This window comes from Mycobacterium kiyosense, from assembly GCA_021654635.1.
GTDB classification, from domain to species: Bacteria; Actinomycetota; Actinomycetes; order Mycobacteriales; family Mycobacteriaceae; genus Mycobacterium; species Mycobacterium kiyosense.
This window is the reverse complement of sequence record AP025179.1, coordinates 1,646,598-1,662,606: the sequence shown is the minus strand read 5'-3', so window position 1 is coordinate 1,662,606 and position 16,009 is coordinate 1,646,598. Positions and strand designations below refer to the sequence as shown.

The window sequence follows — 16,009 nt, the reverse complement described above, 5'->3', positions numbered from 1 at the left end:
ACAATCGGGCTGTGGTAGAGCGCTTCACCCGCGAACGGCGACTAGAGCAGACCCGCACGTTGTTGCTCGATGCCGCGGAAGCCGTGTTTGCCGAAAAGGGCTTCACGCCGGCGACTCTCGACGACATCGCACACACTGCGGGATACACCAAGGGCGCCATCTACAAGCATTTCGCCACCAAGGAGGACCTGTTCCTGGCGGTCAGCGACCGGTACTGGCGCCGCTACTTCGACAACTTCGCCGAGGTGATGTCGACGGCGACCCAGGTCGGTGACCGTGAACTCGACGACATTGCCCTGCGCTGGCGCCAACTGGGCCGCGACCGCGGCGCCGAGCACGCCGCGCTGGGACACGAATTCACGCTGTATCTTCTGCGGAATCCCGAAGCGCGCGAGCGGGTTGCGGCCAAAAGGCTGGAAGTCGTTGCGGCACTAGCGGAATTCATCGTTGCCGGCGTCGAACGGCTCGGCGGGGCTTTGCGGATCCCGCCGCTGACGTTCGCGCACGTGCTGGTGGCCACCAGCGATTCGGTGATGTTGGGCAGCGAGCTCGACGACATCGACCTCTACCGGCCGATCGTCGAGATGTATGTGTCGGCGATCAAACTGCCCTCGCCGCGGCAGTAGGACCGGCATGGTCAAGATCGGCGTCCAGATCCACCCGCAGAACACCACCATGGCGGCGCTTCGCGCGGGCTGGCAGGGTGTCGACCAGCTCGGCGTCGACAGCCTGTGGACCTGGGATCACTTCTTCCCGCCGCTGTACGGGTCGGCCGCGGAATCGCACTTCGAAGGTTGGCAGATCCTGGCGGCCATGGCCGTCACCACCGCCAACGTCACCCAGATCGGCATGTTGGTGACCGGTTGCTGCTACCGCAATCCCGACCTGCTGGCCGATATGGCCCGCACACTCGATCACCTCAGCGGCGGTCGGGCGGTATTGGGAATCGGATCGGGATGGATGGACCGCGACGAGATCGAATACGGCTATCCGGTGCGGACACCCGCACAACGTCTCGATGCGCTCGGCGAGGCGCTGCCGCGCATCCGGCGCCGGATCGGGTTACTACAGCCCGGCCCCCTCGGACGGCTGCCGATCCTGATCGGCGGCAACGGCGAGCGGCGCACCCTGCGCCTGGTCGCCGAACACGCGGACATGTGGAACGGCTACGGCGACGCCGCCACGATCCGCGCCAAGAACCGGGCCATCGACCGTTGGTGCGGCGAAATCGGCCGGGATCCGGGCGAGATCGAACGCACTGTGTGGATCGAGCGGGTCGAGCCGGACCTGGTGGCATCACTCGTCGAGGCCGGCGCCGACCATCTGATCCTGGGTTTGCGTGCACCGTATGACCTCGGCGCAGTGGAGCGGCTGGTGGCGGCCCGGCGCGCGGTTTAGCAAATGTCTGCTCGGGTATGCGAAACAGGAGCGCAGCCCGAGTTCAAACGCTTTCCCGATTGGAGGTCACGCTGGTGACCGAGATGATTGTTCAGACACCCGACGAGGTGGTTGCCTTCCTCAAGGCGCAGCACGCGCTGATCGAGGACATGTTCGACGAGGTACTGCTGGCCTCCGACCCCCAGGCGCGCGACGAGCCGTTCGTCGCACTCCGTCAGCTGCTGGCCGTGCACGAGACGGCCGAGGAGATGTTGGTGCATCCCCGCGTGCGTCGCGAATTCGACGCCGGCGACGCGATCGTCGACGAGCTGCTGCACGAAGAGCACGACGCCAAAGAGCAGCTGACGAAGATCGAAAGCCTCGACATCACCTCCCAGGAGTTCGTCGACGAACTGACCAAGCTGCGGGATGCGGTGCTGGCCCACGCCGAGCATGAAGAACTCGAGGAGTTCACGAAACTGCAGCGCAACCTCGACGCCAACGAGCAGAAGCGGATGGGCACGGCGGTGAAGGTGGCCGAAGCTATCGCGCCCACTCGGCCGCACGCCGGCGTGGAATCGGCGAAGCTGAATTTCGCCGTAGGACCGTTCGCCGCGATGCTCGACCGTGCCCGCGACCTGATGCACCAAGCGCTTGGCTGAGTCGCTCCGTAGGCTCAGTGGCGTGAGCGTCACATCTGACCGCCCGGTCGCCCTTCAGGATCGGTTCTTCCGAGAGCTGCCCGAGCTGGCGGTGGCGTGGCAGGCCGAGCCGACGCCCGAGCCCAAGTTGTTGGTGCTCAACGAATCGCTGGCGGACGAACTCGGACTGAGTGCGGACTGGCTGCGCAGCCCCGACGGCCTGCGTTTCTTAGTGGGCAATTTGGTACCCGACGGCGCCACGCCGGTGGCCCAGGCCTACGCCGGTCATCAGTTCGGCGGGTACGTGCCGCGGTTGGGTGACGGTCGCGCGCTGCTACTGGGCGAACTGCTCGACGAGCGGCAACGCCTTCGCGACATCCACCTCAAGGGCTCGGGACGCACTCCGTTCGCGCGCAACGGGGACGGCCTGGCCGCCACCGGACCGATGCTGCGCGAATACATCATCAGCGAGGCGATGCACGCGCTGGGCGTGCCGACGACACGCTCCCTGGCCGTGGTGGCCACCGGGCGCCCGGTAGCCCGCGAAACGCTGCTGCCGGGCGCGCTGCTGGTCCGCGTGGCCAGCAGCCATCTACGGGTCGGCAGTTTTCAATATGCTGCTGCCACAGGCAATCTCGACCTGCTGCGACGCCTGGCGGACCACGCGATCGCGCGCCATCACCCCGGCGCTGCCGACGCCGAGCGGCCCTATCTCGCGCTGTTCGAAGCGGTGGTCGGCGCCCAGGCGACGCTGGTGGCGCGGTGGATGCTGGTCGGGTTCGTGCACGGCGTGATGAACACCGACAACATGACCATCTCCGGGGAGACCATTGACTACGGACCGTGCGCGTTCATGGAGGCCTACGACCCCGACACCGTTTTCAGTTCGATTGACGCGTGGGGCCGCTACGCCTACAGCAATCAACCGACCATCGCGGCGTGGAACCTGGCCCGCTTCGCCGAGACCCTGCTCCCGTTGATCGGCGACGATGTCGAGGAATCAGTTTCATTGGTAGAGAACGCATTTGATGGATTCCACGACTACCACGCAGCGTGGCGCTCGGGTATGCACGCCAAGCTCGGGTTCACCGGTGACATCGAGGAACTGACGCCGTTGCTCGAAGAACTGCTGTCGTTGCTGCAGGAGAGTCACGTCGACTACACGTCGTTTTTCACCCGGCTGGCGGACGCCGCGCGCGGGGACTCCGGACCAGCGCGCGACCTGTTCGTCGACCCCGCCTTGTTCGACGACTGGGCCGCCCGGTGGCGGGCGCTGGAACCCGACCCGCTGTTGATGGCACGGGTCAACCCGGTCTACATCCCGCGCAACCACCTGGTCGAGGAGGCGCTGGAAGCGGCGACGACGGGAGACCTTGATCCGGTCCACCGGCTTCTCGAGGCTATCCGCGCCCCCTTATACCGAACGGACCGGACTGGAACGCTACGCCAAACCCGCCCCAGCGGATTTCGGAACCTACCGCACCTTCTGCGGCACCTGAACGCCACGGGTGGCAGCGGTGATACCCAGCGCGATCATGATGTCGGCATAGGTGACGAACAGGCCGGCCCAGAATGCCCACTTCAGTTGCGGATCCGGTTGGGAGGCAAAGAACATGATCAAAAAAGACGGGCCCGACGATGCCGCACACGAAGGTCATCGACTGGACGACGAGGTAGCGCCGGAAGGTGGACACCGTGTTGTTGACTCCCGCCCGTTGGGCCTTCGGAGCATAACGCGGCCATGACCGACGTGTATCGCGCTCCGCTGCGGTCCCGCAGCGACGACGTCGACCCTGGGCTCACCATCGAACGCGCCCGCCGGCTGGGCCTGTGCGGCTTCGGTCGGTTGCTGCGCGACCCCGCCGAGTCCGGCCGGCTGGAGCGCCGGGTTGCCCGCTTCGCCGAGGTGGAGAACGGCTCTTTTGTGTGGACCCGGGATCCGGACGGATTGTTCTGGCTCGGGCGGATCGCCGGCCCCTACTTCTACGACGATGTCGACACCGCCTCAGCCGCGGATCTGGTGCACGTGCGGCCCTGCGACTGGCTTTCCGAACCGCTGCTGGAACCTGAGGTTCCCGACGCAGTGGTCGCGACATTCGGCCGCGGGGGTCGCAACTTTCAGCGGATCCACCACCCGTCGGTCAGCCAAGAGACACAACGGATCTGGGACGATCAGCGCCGTCGTCGCAGCCGCTGAACCATATGCACCAGGGCCAGCGCGACGGCGCCGACCACCGCGCCGATCACCGCCGAGATCCCGGTGTCGACCAACCACGCCAGCACACCACCCACCGGTCCGTGCCGGACCGCTTCCTGCGCGTGCGCCACCAGCGCGTGCGGGGCATGCCAGCCCAGGTGCTCGCTGTTGGTGAGCAGGATGTGACCGCCCACCCACAGCATCGCCACCGTCCCGATCACCGACAGCGCCGAGAGCAGCTTCGGCATCCCGCCCACCAGAGCCCGACCGACCACCCCGCCCAGGCGGGAACCGGTTTGGGTGAGATGCAGGCCGACATCGTCCATCTTCACGATGGCGGCGACGACCCCGTAGACCGCGACGGTGATGACGAACGCGACGATCACCAGGATCACCAAGCGCGGGACGAACGCGGACTTGGCGACCTCGTTGAGCGCGATCACCATGATCTCGGCGGACAGGATGAAGTCGGTGCGGACCGCGCCGCTCACCACGTGTCGCTCGCTCTGCGGCTCGTCGGCGGCATGGCCGTGGCCACGCACACTGCCCCAAACCTTCTCGGCGCCTTCGTAACACAGATACGTGGCGCCCAGCATCAGGATCGGACTCAGCAGCCAGGGCGCGAACTGACTGAGCAACATGGCCCCTGGCAGGATGAACACCAGCTTGTTGCGCAGCGAACCGAGGGCGATGCGCTTGATGATCGGCAACTCGCGCTCGGCGGAGATTCCCTCGACGAACTGCGGCGTCACCGCGGTGTCGTCGATGACCACGCCGGCGGCTTTGGTGGTGGCGCGGCCGGCCGCGGGACCCACGTCGTGCAGCGAGGCCGCAGTCAGCCGCGCCAGCATCGCAACGTCGTCGAGCAGGGCGAACAGACCCCCACTCATCGCGTCTGCCCCATGGCGTTGCAGACTACCGCCGTCGGGCCCGTCATGCGGGTCGGTCGCCGACCTCCAGCCCGGCCAGCGTCGAGGTGCCCTCGAAGATGGTGCGACCCCATTCCCGGACCCGGCAGTGCAGCGTCCCCGCCAGGTACTCGTAGTCGGTGTCGATGTTGCGGCGCTCGGCCGGCAGCGGCACTGGCAGCACGTGCGGACCGTCGCCCGTTCCGTGTCCGTCCAGCTCCACCCGGAAACGTGCGTTGCGCGCGTCGACGTGCCAGTGCTCCACGTCGCACTCCGACGACACCAACGCCGGGGACGTGACGCGCAGCACCCGATTTCCCAGTCGCACAACGACTCCGCCGACGTCTCGCTTGAGCGGCCCGAGCTCGAGCAGGCCGCCGGAGAAAGCCACCGACACATCGGCGTCACCGAAGTCGTGGGCCTGGCCCCACCACCACCGCACCGGGAAACCCGCTCCCCAGTTGCGTTCGCAGTACAGCGTGGCGTTGTTGAACGTCCAGCGCTGGTCGCCGTGCGTGACGGTCCCGGAGGCCTTGCCGTCCAACCGGTAGGGGTGCCAGTACTGGTTCAGAAACGGCACCGCCGAGAACACTCCCCCGCCGCCGAATGCCTTGGGCCACTGGAACGCATCAGTGAATTTCAGATCGACGGCGGTGTCGCCTAGCACCATCTTGAGCCGGTCGCGGGTCGCATCGATCACATTGCCGGCGGCGTCGGCCTGCACCGAGAATTCTTGCCGATCGGCCAGTACGCCGTCGACCGCCGCCGAGCGCACCACCCCGCCGGGGTGCAGCGCGATCGCCGCCGTGGACCAGTTGCCGTCGGGATGGCGGTTCTCACTGCACAAAGCAACCACCACGCGACCGTCGGCCGGATCGGACAGTCGCCAGAACCAGCCCTCCATCTCGGTGCCGTGCGAGGGCGTCGGATCGCCGAACGGCACATCGGCCCCGGTACGGCGATATAGAGAGACCAGGCGCTGACCAACAGCGTCGACGATATTCACAGCAGTGTGTTACCCACGGCCACTCGCTTTGACTCGTCACCAGATTAGATACCATTGACATTCGAATAACATCAGTATCTAATTCCGGATATGCCCAGGTTAACCAGGGTCCAACAGGTCGAACGGAATCGCGAAAAGGTGCTCGTCGCCGCACAGCGGGTCTTCGTGGCACGGGGGTACGGCGGCGCCAGCCTGGAGACCATCGCCGACGAGGCAGGCTTCTCCCGGGGCGTCGTCTACTCGCAGTTCGGCAGCAAAGCCGACATGTTCTTAGCGTTGCTGGAGCGACGGATTACCGAGCGGGCTGCCGAGAACGAGCGCCTGGCCAAAGAGTTCGCCGGGGCCGAAGGGCTGCGGGAGCTGATTCGTGCCGGGCAACGAGATGCCGCCGCGGAACCCGGCTGGGCCCAGCTACTGGTCGAATTCCGCGCCCTGGCACTTCGCGATGCCGAGCTGAACCGGCGATACGCCGAAGCTCACGCCCGCACGATCGAGGGCATCGCGACAGCGCTGGAACGTCTCTTCGAGCCGACCGGTGTGCGACCGACGGTGCCGTTACGGTCGGTCGCCGAGTTTCTTCAAGCGGGCACCGCCGGCCTGGCGCTGGAGCGTGCCGCCAATCCGGACGCGATACCCGACGAGCACGCCACGCAATTGTTGATCCGTGCCCTCGGACTCGCCGAGGACGGGAGCTCGAAGTGACCCCATGGCACCGGTTCCGCAACGACGTGATCACCGCCGTGAATATCGCTGCGCCAGAACAGTTTAACGCCCTGTTCTTCAGCACCGACGAAATCCTCGCTGCACAGCGTCGCAGCCTGCACACGTTGCTGTCGCACGCCGTCGAGCACTCGCCGTTTCATCGCCGCCGGCTTGGCGACATCGATGTCACCGACATCGACCCCACCGACCTTTCGGCGCTGCCGGTGATGACAAAAGCCGAGATGATGGAAGCCCTAGACGACGTCTTCACCGATCCTCGCCTCAGGCGCGGCGACATCGAATCATCGCTTGCGGCAACGGTAGAACGGCCGGTGCCGATCCTCGACGACTACATCGCACTGAGCACGGGTGGATGCTCGGGGCGACGCGGCCTGTTCGTCTACGATCGTGCCGCGACCGCCGGGTTCCTCTCCGCTCTTGCCCGGCCGCCGGTGGAATCACTGCGCTGCGCGACGGCGCCGACCAAGCCGCCGCGCATCGCGATGGTGGCCGCGCCGTCGGCCGTGCACGCCACGGGTTTACTGGCGGCGCTGACCGAGGGCGGCGATGCACCCGCCCATGTCGATCTCGTGCCCGCGACACAACCGATCTGGGAAATTGTCGACCGGCTCAACGCGTGGCAGCCCGAGGTGTTGGGCGGGTATGCGAGCATGCTGGTCCGCCTTGCCGTCGAGGCCGGCGCGGGCCGACTGCGGATCGCACCAACGGAGGTCAACACCACCAGCGAGACGCTGCTTCCCGAAATGCGTGTCTCGATCCGGGAAGCGTTCGGGGTACCGGTCTTTGACGGCTTCGGCTCGACGGAAGGACTGGTGGGCAAGACCGGCCCGGACGATGACGTGTTCGCGTTCAACACCGACATGTGCATCGTCGAACTCGTCGATGCCGACAACCGGCCCGTGGCACCCGGCGTCCCGTCGGCCAAAGTGTTGGTAACCAATCTCTATAATCTCGTCCAGCCGCTGATCCGCTACGAGCTCACCGACATCTTCACCCGCCAGCCCGACGCCGACGAACACGGCCATCTGCGGGCTCGTGTTCAGGGACGCAGTGACGACGTGCTGCGATACCAGCACACCACCATTCACCCCATTGCCATCCGCTCGGTGCTGGCCACAACCCCCGGGGTGACCGATTACCAGGTACACCAAACTGTATGTGGGATAGAAGTTTTCGCGATTTTCGAGGACGATCGGGTACAGTACGGATTGGCGGGACGGCTGCGCCGGGCGCTGGTCGATGCCGGCCTGAACCGCCCCGAGGTGACCGTCCATGCGGTGGACCGGGTTGATCGTCATCCCGTCAGCGGCAAGTTGCGCCGCTTTGTCCCCCTTATTTAATACGTTGCACCACAACAGATTCAGCCAGATAGGACACGATGGCGTTGGTCAGCCCGCGGCGGGCCTCGTCCAGGTCCGCGTAACTGCCCAATTGCCGCTCGGACACCAGGCCGCGCATCGCGCCGGGGATCAGCGTAGCCATCTCGCGCACCCGCTGCGGATCGACCTGCAGGTCGGCGAACGCCTTCTGACAGGTCGCATGCCAGCCCTGCCCCCAGGAGCGCAGTTCGGCCGCGGTGCGCGGATAGAGCCGATCCAGCTCGCCGGGCTCGCGCGGTAAGGCTGCGCGCAGGTTCTCGATGGCCCGGGAGTCCGGTGCGTTCAGGCCGTCGTAGAGGGTGTCGATGATCTGCGCGACCCGCGCCTGCAACGGCGCCCCGGTATCGGGTTGGGTGAACACGTTGGCCCGCCGTTCGGCGGTGTGATGCAGCACCGCCGCCCAGAATCCGTCGGCGTCGCCGAACTGATATTGCACGGTGCCCCAGGTGACACCGATCTGCTTGGCGATGCGGTTGGCCGAAACCGCGCCGGGATCGCCGGACGCCAGCGCGCTCACCGCCGCCTGCAACATCGCCTCGCGGGTGGCCACACCTCGCCTGTTCGATCTGCGACCCGCGCTGTCCGCCACCGCCATCCCCGCATCGTAACGCCACCAGAGAAGTTTCGTTGACACCTTTATGACTTTTTCCTAGAGTTCTCCGTGACGAATCGGGAGGACCGCACGTATGGCCAAGCCGCCGTTGTCGATGAAACCAACCGGATGGTTCCAGGTTGCGTGGTCTGACGAGATCGGCATCGGCGATGTCCACACCATGAAGTACTTCGACCAGGAAATGGTCGCCTGGCGCGCCGAATCGGGTCAGCTGACCGTGATGAACGCCTACTGCGAACACCTGGGCGCCCACCTGGGCTACGGCGGCAAAGTGGTCGGCGACGTGCTGCAGTGCCCGTTCCACGGCTGGCAGTGGAGCCAGCAGGGACGCAACGTCTGCATCCCCTACCAGGACCGCCCCAACCGCGGCCGTCGCATCCGCACCTACCCCGTGGTGGAGCGCAACGAGTCGGTCTACATCTGGCACGACATCGAGTGCCGCCCACCGTTTTTCGACGCGCCCGACGTCTTCGCCAGCTTCGCCGACGGCAGCGGGCCAGCCGACTACTATCCGCAGCAGCGGCTGTTTCGGCAGGGCCTGGAGATGCACCCGCAGTACGTGCTGGAGAACGGGGTCGACTTCGCCCACTTCAAGTACGTCCACAACACGCCGATCGTGCCCGTCTTCACCCGGCACGACTTCGACGACGCGGTGTCCTACGTGGACTTCACCATCACCTTCGAAGGCGATGACCAGCAGAGCATCGATGACGTCAAAAGTGGTGTGGAGGCCATCAACGGCGGTCTGGGCATCGCGGTCACCAAGAGTTGGGGAATGATCGACAACCGCACCATCTCGGCGATCACGCCGGTCGACGAGCGCACCTCCGACGTCCGGTTCATGGTCTACATCGGGCGGGTCCCGGGCCGGCCGGCGGAGCGCGCCGAACGCGACGAGGCCAACGCCCGCTCGTTCGGTGCGGAAGTGATCCGGCAGTTCACCCAGGACATCCATATCTGGGCGCACCAGCGCTACTCCGACCCACCCGCCCTGGCGTCCGCGGAGTACGAAGGGTTCACCGCAATTCGCAACTGGGCCAAGAGGTTCTATCCCGACGGCAAGGGCGGCACCGCCGCCGAACTGGCTGCAGCCAACTCCTAGTGAAGGGCCACCCATGACGATCAAGGTTTTCCAGGTTGCCACCGGCAATGTCGGTTCGGAGATGATCAAGCGCATCGCCACCCACCCCGATCTCGAACTCATTGGCGTGCACTGTTATTCACCGGAGAAGGTCGGCAAAGACGTCGGCGAGCTGGTCGGCCTGCCGGCCAACGGAGTCAAGGCCACCGGCACCGTCGAGGAGATCATCGCCGCCAGACCCGACGTGCTGACCTTCCACGGCGTCTTCCCCCGACGAAGACCTCTACGTGAAAGTCCTCGAGGCCGGCATCAACATCGTGACCACCGCCGACTGGATCACCGGATGGCACCGGGACCGCAATCACCCGCACCACTCCGGCAAGCCGGTCACCCAGCTCTTGGCAGAAGCCTGCGCGAAGGGCGGCACGACGTTCTACGGGACCGGCATGAACCCCGGCGTCAACCAGATCCTGGGGGGTGGTGTGTTCGGCCGACGTCGCCGAGATCGAGAACGTCACCACCATCGAATCCGTCGACGTGTCCTGCCACCACTCCAAGGACACCTGGATCGAGGTGGGTTACGGCCTGCCGGTGGATGATCCGTCGATCCCCTCGAAGCTGGAGAAGTACACCCGGGTGTTCGCCGACAGCGTGCTGATGATGGCCGACTGCTTCGAAATCGAACTCGACGAGGTGAAGTTCAGCTACGAGCTGGGCGCCTGCACCAAAGACGTCGACCTGGGCTGGTACACGCTGCCCAAGGGTTCGCTGGGCGGCAACTACATCAAGTACCAGGGCATGGTCGACGGCATCCCCAGGGTCGAGACGCACCTGGAATGGCAGATGACCCCGCACACCGACCCGAACTGGGATATCAAGGGCTGCTACATCACCCAGATCAAGGGCGACCCCTGCATCTACAACAAGCACATGATCTTCCCGAAGCCGGGCGTCGACCTGTCCAACCCGGACAACTTCGCCTCGATCGGCATGACCGTGACCGGCCTGCCCGCGCTGAACTCCATCAAGTCGGTCGTCGCCGCTCCCCCCGGCCTGATCACCAGCGCCGACCTGCCGCTGCGCGCGTTCGCCGGCCGCTTCAAGATCGACAGGTGACGACGTGTCGCGGCACCACGTAGGCACCCTTCAGGGCGCCAGCGTCCTCAGCGTTGCCCGGGCGCCGGGATCTTCCGCGGTGGCGGGCACCAGCGCGACACAGTCGGCACCGGCCTGCGCGTAGGCGCCCAGCCGTTCGGCGATCCGCTCGGCTGAGCCCAAGGCCGACACCGCATCCAGCAGTTCGACGGGCACCGCAGCCGCCACTTCGCGCCGGGCGGCGCCGGCCCGGGCCTTGCCGACGAGATCGCCGAAACCCAAGTCGCTGAACATCTCTCCGTAACCCGGCGGGGCAAGGTACACCGCCAGCTGTCCGGCCAGCTGCGCGCGAGCAGCGGCGCCCGGATTCAGTGCGACCGGCACCCAGACGGTCAGCCGCGGCGCCGGGCGACCAGGCGAGGTGGCCTCCTCGATCGCCGCCCGGACCTGCGCGACACGCGCCGGCGACGCCAGGTTGAGCACCACCTCGTCGGCCAGCTGCGCCGCCAGCCTGATCATGGCGGGGCCGAACGCCCCCAACGCGATTCGCGCCTCAGGGATGGGTGTGCGTAGCCGGAAACCGTGGCTGCCGACATGCCGGCCCGTGTAGTCGACGCGGTCACCCGCCAGCATCGGGCGCAGACATTCGATGGTTTCGCGCATGACGGACACGTGCTGCGCCCAGCCGCGGTTGTGCCAGCCGGCAACGATCATCGGGCTGGACGCCCCCAGCGCGAGGTGCACCGGGTTGCCGGTGAGGGAGGCCACCGAGCTGGCGCCCAGCGCCAGGGTCACCGGCCCGCGCACCCCGACCGCCAGCGGTCCGATGTTCAGCGTCAAATCCGGCGCACGCAACCCGATCGCGGTCGCCAGCGCGAACGCATCGTAGGTGGCCATCTCCCCGATCCACAGCGCGCCGAAACCGTTGTCGGAAGCGGATTGCGCCACCTCGAGTGCTTCCCGGTCGGGTCGGTCGAGCCAGAACGGCAGCACAACCTCGACGGCGTTCATCACATGTCTCACAACATCGAAGCGTCGGCCTGCTGGCCGAGCAGGATACGTCCGGGCAGCTCGCGGGACGCCTCGTTGACCTGAAAGTGCGCGGTGGCGGTAAAGGCGTCGCGAAACCGTCGCTGCAGCGCAGAAGTGTCGTAAATCGCTGTGCCACCTGCCATTTCGTACATGCTGCGCACCACGTCGGCGGCAGTCCGGGTGGCGTGGGTGGCTGCCAGGCGCAACCGGTTGCGCAACTGTACCGACACCGGGCCGGGCTGCTGGCTGGCCTGCCACGCCTCCTCGATCGCCTGGTAGTAGAACAGCCGTGCCGCGCTCAGGGCCGCGTCGGCCGTCGCGACGGCGGCCTGCGTTGCCGGGCGCTGGGCCAGGGTGCGGGTCGACCCGAGTCCCTTTTTCGCCCCGGCCAGTTCGACCAGGTCGTCGATCGCTGCCCGGGCATTGCCCAGCGCCGCCGCACCGATCGACAACGCGAAGAACCCGAAGACCGGGAAGCGATAGAGCGGACGGTCGAGCACCGGGCCGTCGAACAGCGACAACACCCGGTCGGCCGGCACGAAGACGTCGTTGGCGACGGTGTCGTGGCTGCCGGTGCCGCGCAGGCCCAGAGTGTGCCAGGTGTCCAGGACCTGCAAATCCGCCTTGGGCAGTGCGACGACCGACGGGACCGGCGCTTCGTCGACGATGCAGCCGGCAAACATCATGTCGGCGTGGGTGATTCCGCTGCAGAAGGGCCAGCGGCCGGTCACCCGCACCCCGCCGTCGACCGACGTCGCGGTGCCGCGTGGGGCCCACACCCCGGCGGCGATACCCCCGCCGCCACCGAACATCTCGCCGCGGGTGCCGTCCGGCAGATAGGCGACCAGTAACGCGCTGGTGATTGCGATCGACACACACCAGCCGGTCGCCGCGTCACCGCGGGCGAGGGTTTCGGCACACCGCAGTGCCGTCGCCGGCGAGAGCTCCAGCGCGTCGACTTCGCGCGGCATGGTGGCCCGCAGCAACCCGGCCTCGGTCAACTGCGTCACCAATGGCGACGGGAGCCGGCGCTCCCGGTCGATCTGCGGCGCCATCTCCCGGGCCGTCAGCGCGATCTTCTCGGCGAGCCGCTCGATCTCGGTGTCCCGGCGATCCGTCGGCGGCTCCGGGTTGGCCGGGTTCATGTCAGCACCTGGCCGGCGTGCAGCCCGGCGACCAGGTCGGCGAGGTCCCGCGCGCTGGGCGTGTAGCCCGGGAAGTAGCAACAGATATCGGAAGCCATTGCACCGAACCGCTTCTCGATCTCGGCTGCGCAGTCGTGCGGGGTGCCGACGATGCCGATGGTGCGCACCATGTCGTCACTGATCAAGGCGCGCATGGCAGCGTAATCACCCACCTTGGACAGTGCGTTGAGGCGCGGTTGCAGCTCCCCCCAGCCCTCCACGTCGAGCACCGGCCGATAATTGGGCGTCGAACCGTAGAAGGCGATCAGCGTCGCCACGCCGTCGATCGCAGTCGCCAGCTCGGTCTCGGTACCGCCGACGGCCACCATCGCCTGCGCGATCACCTGCAGGTCGGTCAGGGCTCGCCCGGAGCTTTGCAGGCCTTCGGCCAGTGCGGGCGAAGTCCGCTGCGCCAGGTGCCGCGCACTGTTGAACGGCATCATCAGCAGCCCGTCGGCGACTTCGGCCGCCTTACGGGTCATCACCGGACCGAGCGCGCCCAGCAGCACCGGCGGCGGACCGTACGGGTTCGGGCCCGGATTGAAGTTGGGTGGCATCAAGGTGTGGGTGTGGAACTCGCCACGAAACTTCAGCGGCGCCTGGCCCTCCCAGTTGGCGAAGATCGCCTTGATCGCCGAGACGGTCTCGGCCATCCGGGCCGCCGGCCTACCCCACTGGCTGCCGTACCGCTTCTCGATGTGCGCCCGGATCTGCGAGCCCAGGCCGAGCCGGAACCGGCCGCGACTGTAAACCTGCAGGTCGTAAGCGGAATGCGCGAGATGAACGGGGCTGCGCGGGCCGGCGATCGCGACGTTGGTCATCAGCTCCAGCTCGGTCTCCCCCGCCGCCACGACCAGCGGGAAGAAGACGTCGTGCGGGCCCTCGAAGGTGAACAGACCGTCGGCTCCGGTGTCGGCGATCGCCCGGGCGCTGGCACGGACTTTGTCCGGGTGGCCTTCGACTTGCAGATGTACTTTCATCCCCGCCTCTCCTCGACTGACGTGCCGCTCAGTGGAAGATACTGCTGGCGTACATCACCACAATGATCGCGATGACGGCAATCAGCGCTAGCCCGAGGGTCGGTGTGACGTCACACTATGCCAAGTAGCCGTCAATCGAGACGATTCCGCAGCAACGGCAGCACTTCACGACGACGGCGCCCGCCACGGCATCCCCGCGAACATGGTCGTTAGTTTGTATTCCTTCTACCAACCGAATTCAGGACGCGGGGCAGGCCGCAGCGATCTGCAGCGAAGCCGGCCACAAGACCGTCACCAACCCGAACGCGCCGAGGTCGGCACCGGCCGGCGCCACCCTGGCCAGCCGCTCCTCGATCTGCTCGACCTGCGTGGGATGCAGTGCGGCCCAGACCAACCCGATGGTCAGGTAGGGCAGCGCCAGCCACAGTGCCACCTCGATCAGCGCGGCGATGCTGACCTGGTAGCTCAAAATCCGGCGGAGCCGATCCATCGTCGCGTGCTCCATTCAGATCAACCGACGGTTCCGGCGCACCCGGTGGCGGACGTCGGCCAACAACACATGACTGCCGCCCTGCCGGACGAACGGCGGCAGGAAGCGGTTGACGAAAGCCACCAGCAGGAACAGCCATTCGAAGCGCCGTTGTTTGGCAACGCTCCATGAGACCCCGAGTGCCTCCCGAAACACCGGGGCCAGAAAGCCGACCGTGAGGAACTTCAGTAAACGGTGAAAAGGCAACCGCAGCAACGGGTTGATCATCCGCAGGTCGATCAGCTGCCGCAGATAGTCGCCGACCACGTCGTCGATGTGCACACGCGCGCAGGCGTTGACCCAGTAGTCGTCGAAGGCCGCGCGCGTCGGTGGCCACTGCTCCTCGCGGACTTGCAGGGTGGTACCCAGCGTCCAGGCGGATCGATAGAACTGTTCGGCCTGTTCGGAATTCATCGGTCCGCGCAGCAGCTGATACGTGTCTTCCAGCCCCACGAAAAGGCACGCCGCCACCCACATCTGCAGTTCGGGGTCGAACGCGTTGTAGCGAACCGGACTGTCCGGCGTTGACCTGACCTGCCGGTGCGCCCCGTCGACGGCAGCGCGGTACGCGGCTCGATCGCGCTCGGATCCGAAGACCGCGACCGCCAGATACTGGAAAGTGGTGCGGGCGCGCTTCCAGGGATGCTTGAGCAGGTTGCCCGAATCCACTTTCGACTCCACCACGCCGTGGCCCACCTCGGGCCACGACAGCTGCATGATCACGTTCGCAGCCCCGGCGGCGAACGCCCAGAAGTCCATCGCCTCGCGGACGTCCACCGGCGCGTCGGTCCAGCGAGCCGTTTGCCGCCTGGCGCGGATCCGCGTCTCCTCGAGGGTGAGCGCGGACCGCGCGACAGCGGGAGCTGCGGGATCGGCGGGCTCGCGCGAAACAGTCATTAACCCAACCCCCAGCTTGACGACACTTCGGACTGATCAAACCTATCGCGAGCGCGGGGTGGCGAGCAATCAGCCTGCGGAATTATCATTAACATAGAAACTGACCGCCGCAGATCAGGACATTGTGCACCGATGCAGACCATGCTCAGCAGGCTTCGTGACCTACTCAACTACAAGCTGACCATCGCCGAGCTGATAGGCCTGGCCATCATGCTCGGCATCCCGTACTTCATCGTGGGACTGATCTGGTCGTCGACGCACACCGAGCACCTGCATCAGATGCACGGCGCCGACCTGGTTGTCTCCTTCCTGGGCTCGATCGTGTCGTGGCCGGTGCTGCTGTTCTCCAACGTCTGCATGACCTGAC

The 16,009-nt window shown here is 66.4% G+C and carries 17 protein-coding genes and 1 pseudogene; 10 read left to right on the top strand and 8 right to left on the bottom strand.

Annotated elements, in window-relative coordinates; translation table 11 throughout:
• Positions 1-11 precede the first annotated feature (11 nt).
• The 5 genes from L6444_RS07875 (at position 12) to L6444_RS07850 (ending at position 4,215) form a co-directional block, all read left to right on the top strand.
• A complete protein-coding gene (locus tag L6444_RS07875) occupies positions 12-626 on the top strand; it encodes a TetR/AcrR family transcriptional regulator (RefSeq protein ID WP_236981604.1) in 615 nt (204 codons plus the stop codon).
• A gap of 7 nt (positions 627-633) precedes the next feature.
• Complete coding sequence (locus L6444_RS07870) at positions 634-1,398, top strand: LLM class F420-dependent oxidoreductase (protein WP_236981603.1); 765 nt, start codon at positions 634-636, stop codon at positions 1,396-1,398.
• 74 nt (positions 1,399-1,472) lie between these two features.
• Positions 1,473-2,039, top strand: coding sequence for a hemerythrin domain-containing protein (locus tag L6444_RS07865; RefSeq protein WP_236981602.1), 567 nt, complete (start codon positions 1,473-1,475; stop codon positions 2,037-2,039).
• Positions 2,040-2,061: 22 nt separating this feature from the next.
• A complete protein-coding gene (locus L6444_RS07860) occupies positions 2,062-3,723 on the top strand; it encodes a protein adenylyltransferase SelO (RefSeq protein WP_459561275.1) in 1,662 nt (553 codons plus the stop codon).
• A gap of 36 nt (positions 3,724-3,759) precedes the next feature.
• Complete coding sequence (locus L6444_RS07850) at positions 3,760-4,215, top strand: GAF domain-containing protein (RefSeq protein ID WP_236981600.1); 456 nt, start codon at positions 3,760-3,762, stop codon at positions 4,213-4,215.
• Here L6444_RS07850 and L6444_RS07845 read toward each other — a convergent pair.
• Positions 4,191-5,105, bottom strand: coding sequence for a DUF808 domain-containing protein (locus L6444_RS07845; RefSeq protein WP_236981599.1), 915 nt, complete (start codon positions 5,103-5,105; stop codon positions 4,191-4,193). The genes L6444_RS07850 and L6444_RS07845 overlap by 25 nt on opposite strands.
• A gap of 43 nt (positions 5,106-5,148) precedes the next feature.
• Positions 5,149-6,129: a tocopherol cyclase family protein gene (locus L6444_RS07840; protein ID WP_236981598.1), complete on the bottom strand. Its 981-nt coding sequence runs from the start codon at positions 6,127-6,129 to the stop codon at positions 5,149-5,151.
• 90 nt (positions 6,130-6,219) lie between these two features.
• Here L6444_RS07840 and L6444_RS07835 point away from each other — a divergent pair, with 90 nt between their 5' ends.
• Positions 6,220-6,831: a TetR/AcrR family transcriptional regulator gene (locus tag L6444_RS07835; RefSeq protein ID WP_236981597.1), complete on the top strand. Its 612-nt coding sequence runs from the start codon at positions 6,220-6,222 to the stop codon at positions 6,829-6,831.
• A 26-nt stretch (positions 6,832-6,857) separates the two neighbouring features.
• The gene (locus L6444_RS07830) at positions 6,858-8,192 is read left to right on the top strand and encodes a phenylacetate--CoA ligase family protein (protein WP_236981596.1); all 1,335 of its coding nucleotides are present in this window, start codon (positions 6,858-6,860) and stop codon (positions 8,190-8,192) included.
• Here L6444_RS07830 and L6444_RS07825 read toward each other — a convergent pair.
• Positions 8,185-8,826, bottom strand: coding sequence for a TetR/AcrR family transcriptional regulator (locus L6444_RS07825; RefSeq protein ID WP_236981595.1), 642 nt, complete (start codon positions 8,824-8,826; stop codon positions 8,185-8,187). The genes L6444_RS07830 and L6444_RS07825 overlap by 8 nt on opposite strands.
• A gap of 91 nt (positions 8,827-8,917) precedes the next feature.
• Here L6444_RS07825 and L6444_RS07820 point away from each other — a divergent pair, with 91 nt between their 5' ends.
• Together L6444_RS07820 and L6444_RS07815 are read left to right on the top strand one after the other, a co-directional pair.
• Positions 8,918-9,946, top strand: coding sequence for a Rieske 2Fe-2S domain-containing protein (locus L6444_RS07820; protein WP_236981594.1), 1,029 nt, complete (start codon positions 8,918-8,920; stop codon positions 9,944-9,946).
• Positions 9,947-9,959: 13 nt separating this feature from the next.
• A pseudogene (locus tag L6444_RS07815) lies at positions 9,960-11,041 on the top strand (NAD(P)H-dependent amine dehydrogenase family protein).
• A gap of 30 nt (positions 11,042-11,071) precedes the next feature.
• Here the strand turns inward: L6444_RS07815 and L6444_RS07810 are convergent.
• The 5 genes from L6444_RS07810 to L6444_RS07790 form a co-directional block, all read right to left on the bottom strand.
• Positions 11,072-12,031 (bottom strand): LLM class F420-dependent oxidoreductase, encoded by a 960-nt coding sequence (locus L6444_RS07810; protein WP_236983908.1) that lies wholly within the window; start codon positions 12,029-12,031, stop codon positions 11,072-11,074.
• Positions 12,032-12,039: 8 nt separating this feature from the next.
• Positions 12,040-13,197 carry an acyl-CoA dehydrogenase family protein gene (locus tag L6444_RS07805; RefSeq protein ID WP_236981593.1) on the bottom strand — a complete coding sequence of 386 codons (1,158 nt, stop codon included), beginning with the start codon at positions 13,195-13,197 and terminating at the stop codon, positions 12,040-12,042.
• Positions 13,194-14,216 carry a TIGR03617 family F420-dependent LLM class oxidoreductase gene (locus L6444_RS07800; protein WP_236981592.1) on the bottom strand — a complete coding sequence of 341 codons (1,023 nt, stop codon included), beginning with the start codon at positions 14,214-14,216 and terminating at the stop codon, positions 13,194-13,196. The genes L6444_RS07805 and L6444_RS07800 overlap by 4 nt, the downstream gene beginning before the upstream one ends.
• A 238-nt stretch (positions 14,217-14,454) precedes the next feature.
• Positions 14,455-14,706 carry a hypothetical protein gene (locus tag L6444_RS07795; protein ID WP_373877415.1) on the bottom strand — a complete coding sequence of 84 codons (252 nt, stop codon included), beginning with the start codon at positions 14,704-14,706 and terminating at the stop codon, positions 14,455-14,457.
• 15 nt (positions 14,707-14,721) lie between these two features.
• Complete coding sequence (locus L6444_RS07790; protein WP_236981590.1) at positions 14,722-15,642, bottom strand: oxygenase MpaB family protein; 921 nt, start codon at positions 15,640-15,642, stop codon at positions 14,722-14,724.
• Positions 15,643-15,783: 141 nt separating this feature from the next.
• Here L6444_RS07790 and L6444_RS07785 point away from each other — a divergent pair, with 141 nt between their 5' ends.
• Positions 15,784-16,008 carry a hypothetical protein gene (locus L6444_RS07785; RefSeq protein ID WP_236983907.1) on the top strand — a complete coding sequence of 75 codons (225 nt, stop codon included), beginning with the start codon at positions 15,784-15,786 and terminating at the stop codon, positions 16,006-16,008.
• Position 16,009 lies beyond the last annotated feature (1 nt).

What these genes read in the sequence shown, in the direction of transcription:
- L6444_RS07870 (WP_236981603.1), top strand. Translation starts at nt 634, where the DNA reads ATGGTCAAGATCGGCGTCCAGATCCACCCGCAGAACACCACCATGGCG.
- L6444_RS07850 (WP_236981600.1), top strand. Translation starts at nt 3,760, where the DNA reads ATGACCGACGTGTATCGCGCTCCGCTGCGGTCCCGCAGCGACGACGTC.
- L6444_RS07845 (WP_236981599.1), bottom strand. Translation starts at nt 5,105, where the DNA reads ATGAGTGGGGGTCTGTTCGCCCTGCTCGACGACGTTGCGATGCTGGCG.
- L6444_RS07835 (WP_236981597.1), top strand. Translation starts at nt 6,220, where the DNA reads ATGCCCAGGTTAACCAGGGTCCAACAGGTCGAACGGAATCGCGAAAAG.
- L6444_RS07825 (WP_236981595.1), bottom strand. Translation starts at nt 8,826, where the DNA reads ATGGCGGTGGCGGACAGCGCGGGTCGCAGATCGAACAGGCGAGGTGTG.
- L6444_RS07820 (WP_236981594.1), top strand. Translation starts at nt 8,918, where the DNA reads ATGGCCAAGCCGCCGTTGTCGATGAAACCAACCGGATGGTTCCAGGTT.
- L6444_RS07810 (WP_236983908.1), bottom strand. Translation starts at nt 12,031, where the DNA reads ATGAACGCCGTCGAGGTTGTGCTGCCGTTCTGGCTCGACCGACCCGAC.
- L6444_RS07805 (WP_236981593.1), bottom strand. Translation starts at nt 13,197, where the DNA reads ATGAACCCGGCCAACCCGGAGCCGCCGACGGATCGCCGGGACACCGAG.
- L6444_RS07800 (WP_236981592.1), bottom strand. Translation starts at nt 14,216, where the DNA reads ATGAAAGTACATCTGCAAGTCGAAGGCCACCCGGACAAAGTCCGTGCC.
- L6444_RS07795 (WP_373877415.1), bottom strand. Translation starts at nt 14,706, where the DNA reads ATGGATCGGCTCCGCCGGATTTTGAGCTACCAGGTCAGCATCGCCGCG.
- L6444_RS07790 (WP_236981590.1), bottom strand. Translation starts at nt 15,642, where the DNA reads ATGACTGTTTCGCGCGAGCCCGCCGATCCCGCAGCTCCCGCTGTCGCG.
- L6444_RS07785 (WP_236983907.1), top strand. Translation starts at nt 15,784, where the DNA reads ATGCTCAGCAGGCTTCGTGACCTACTCAACTACAAGCTGACCATCGCC.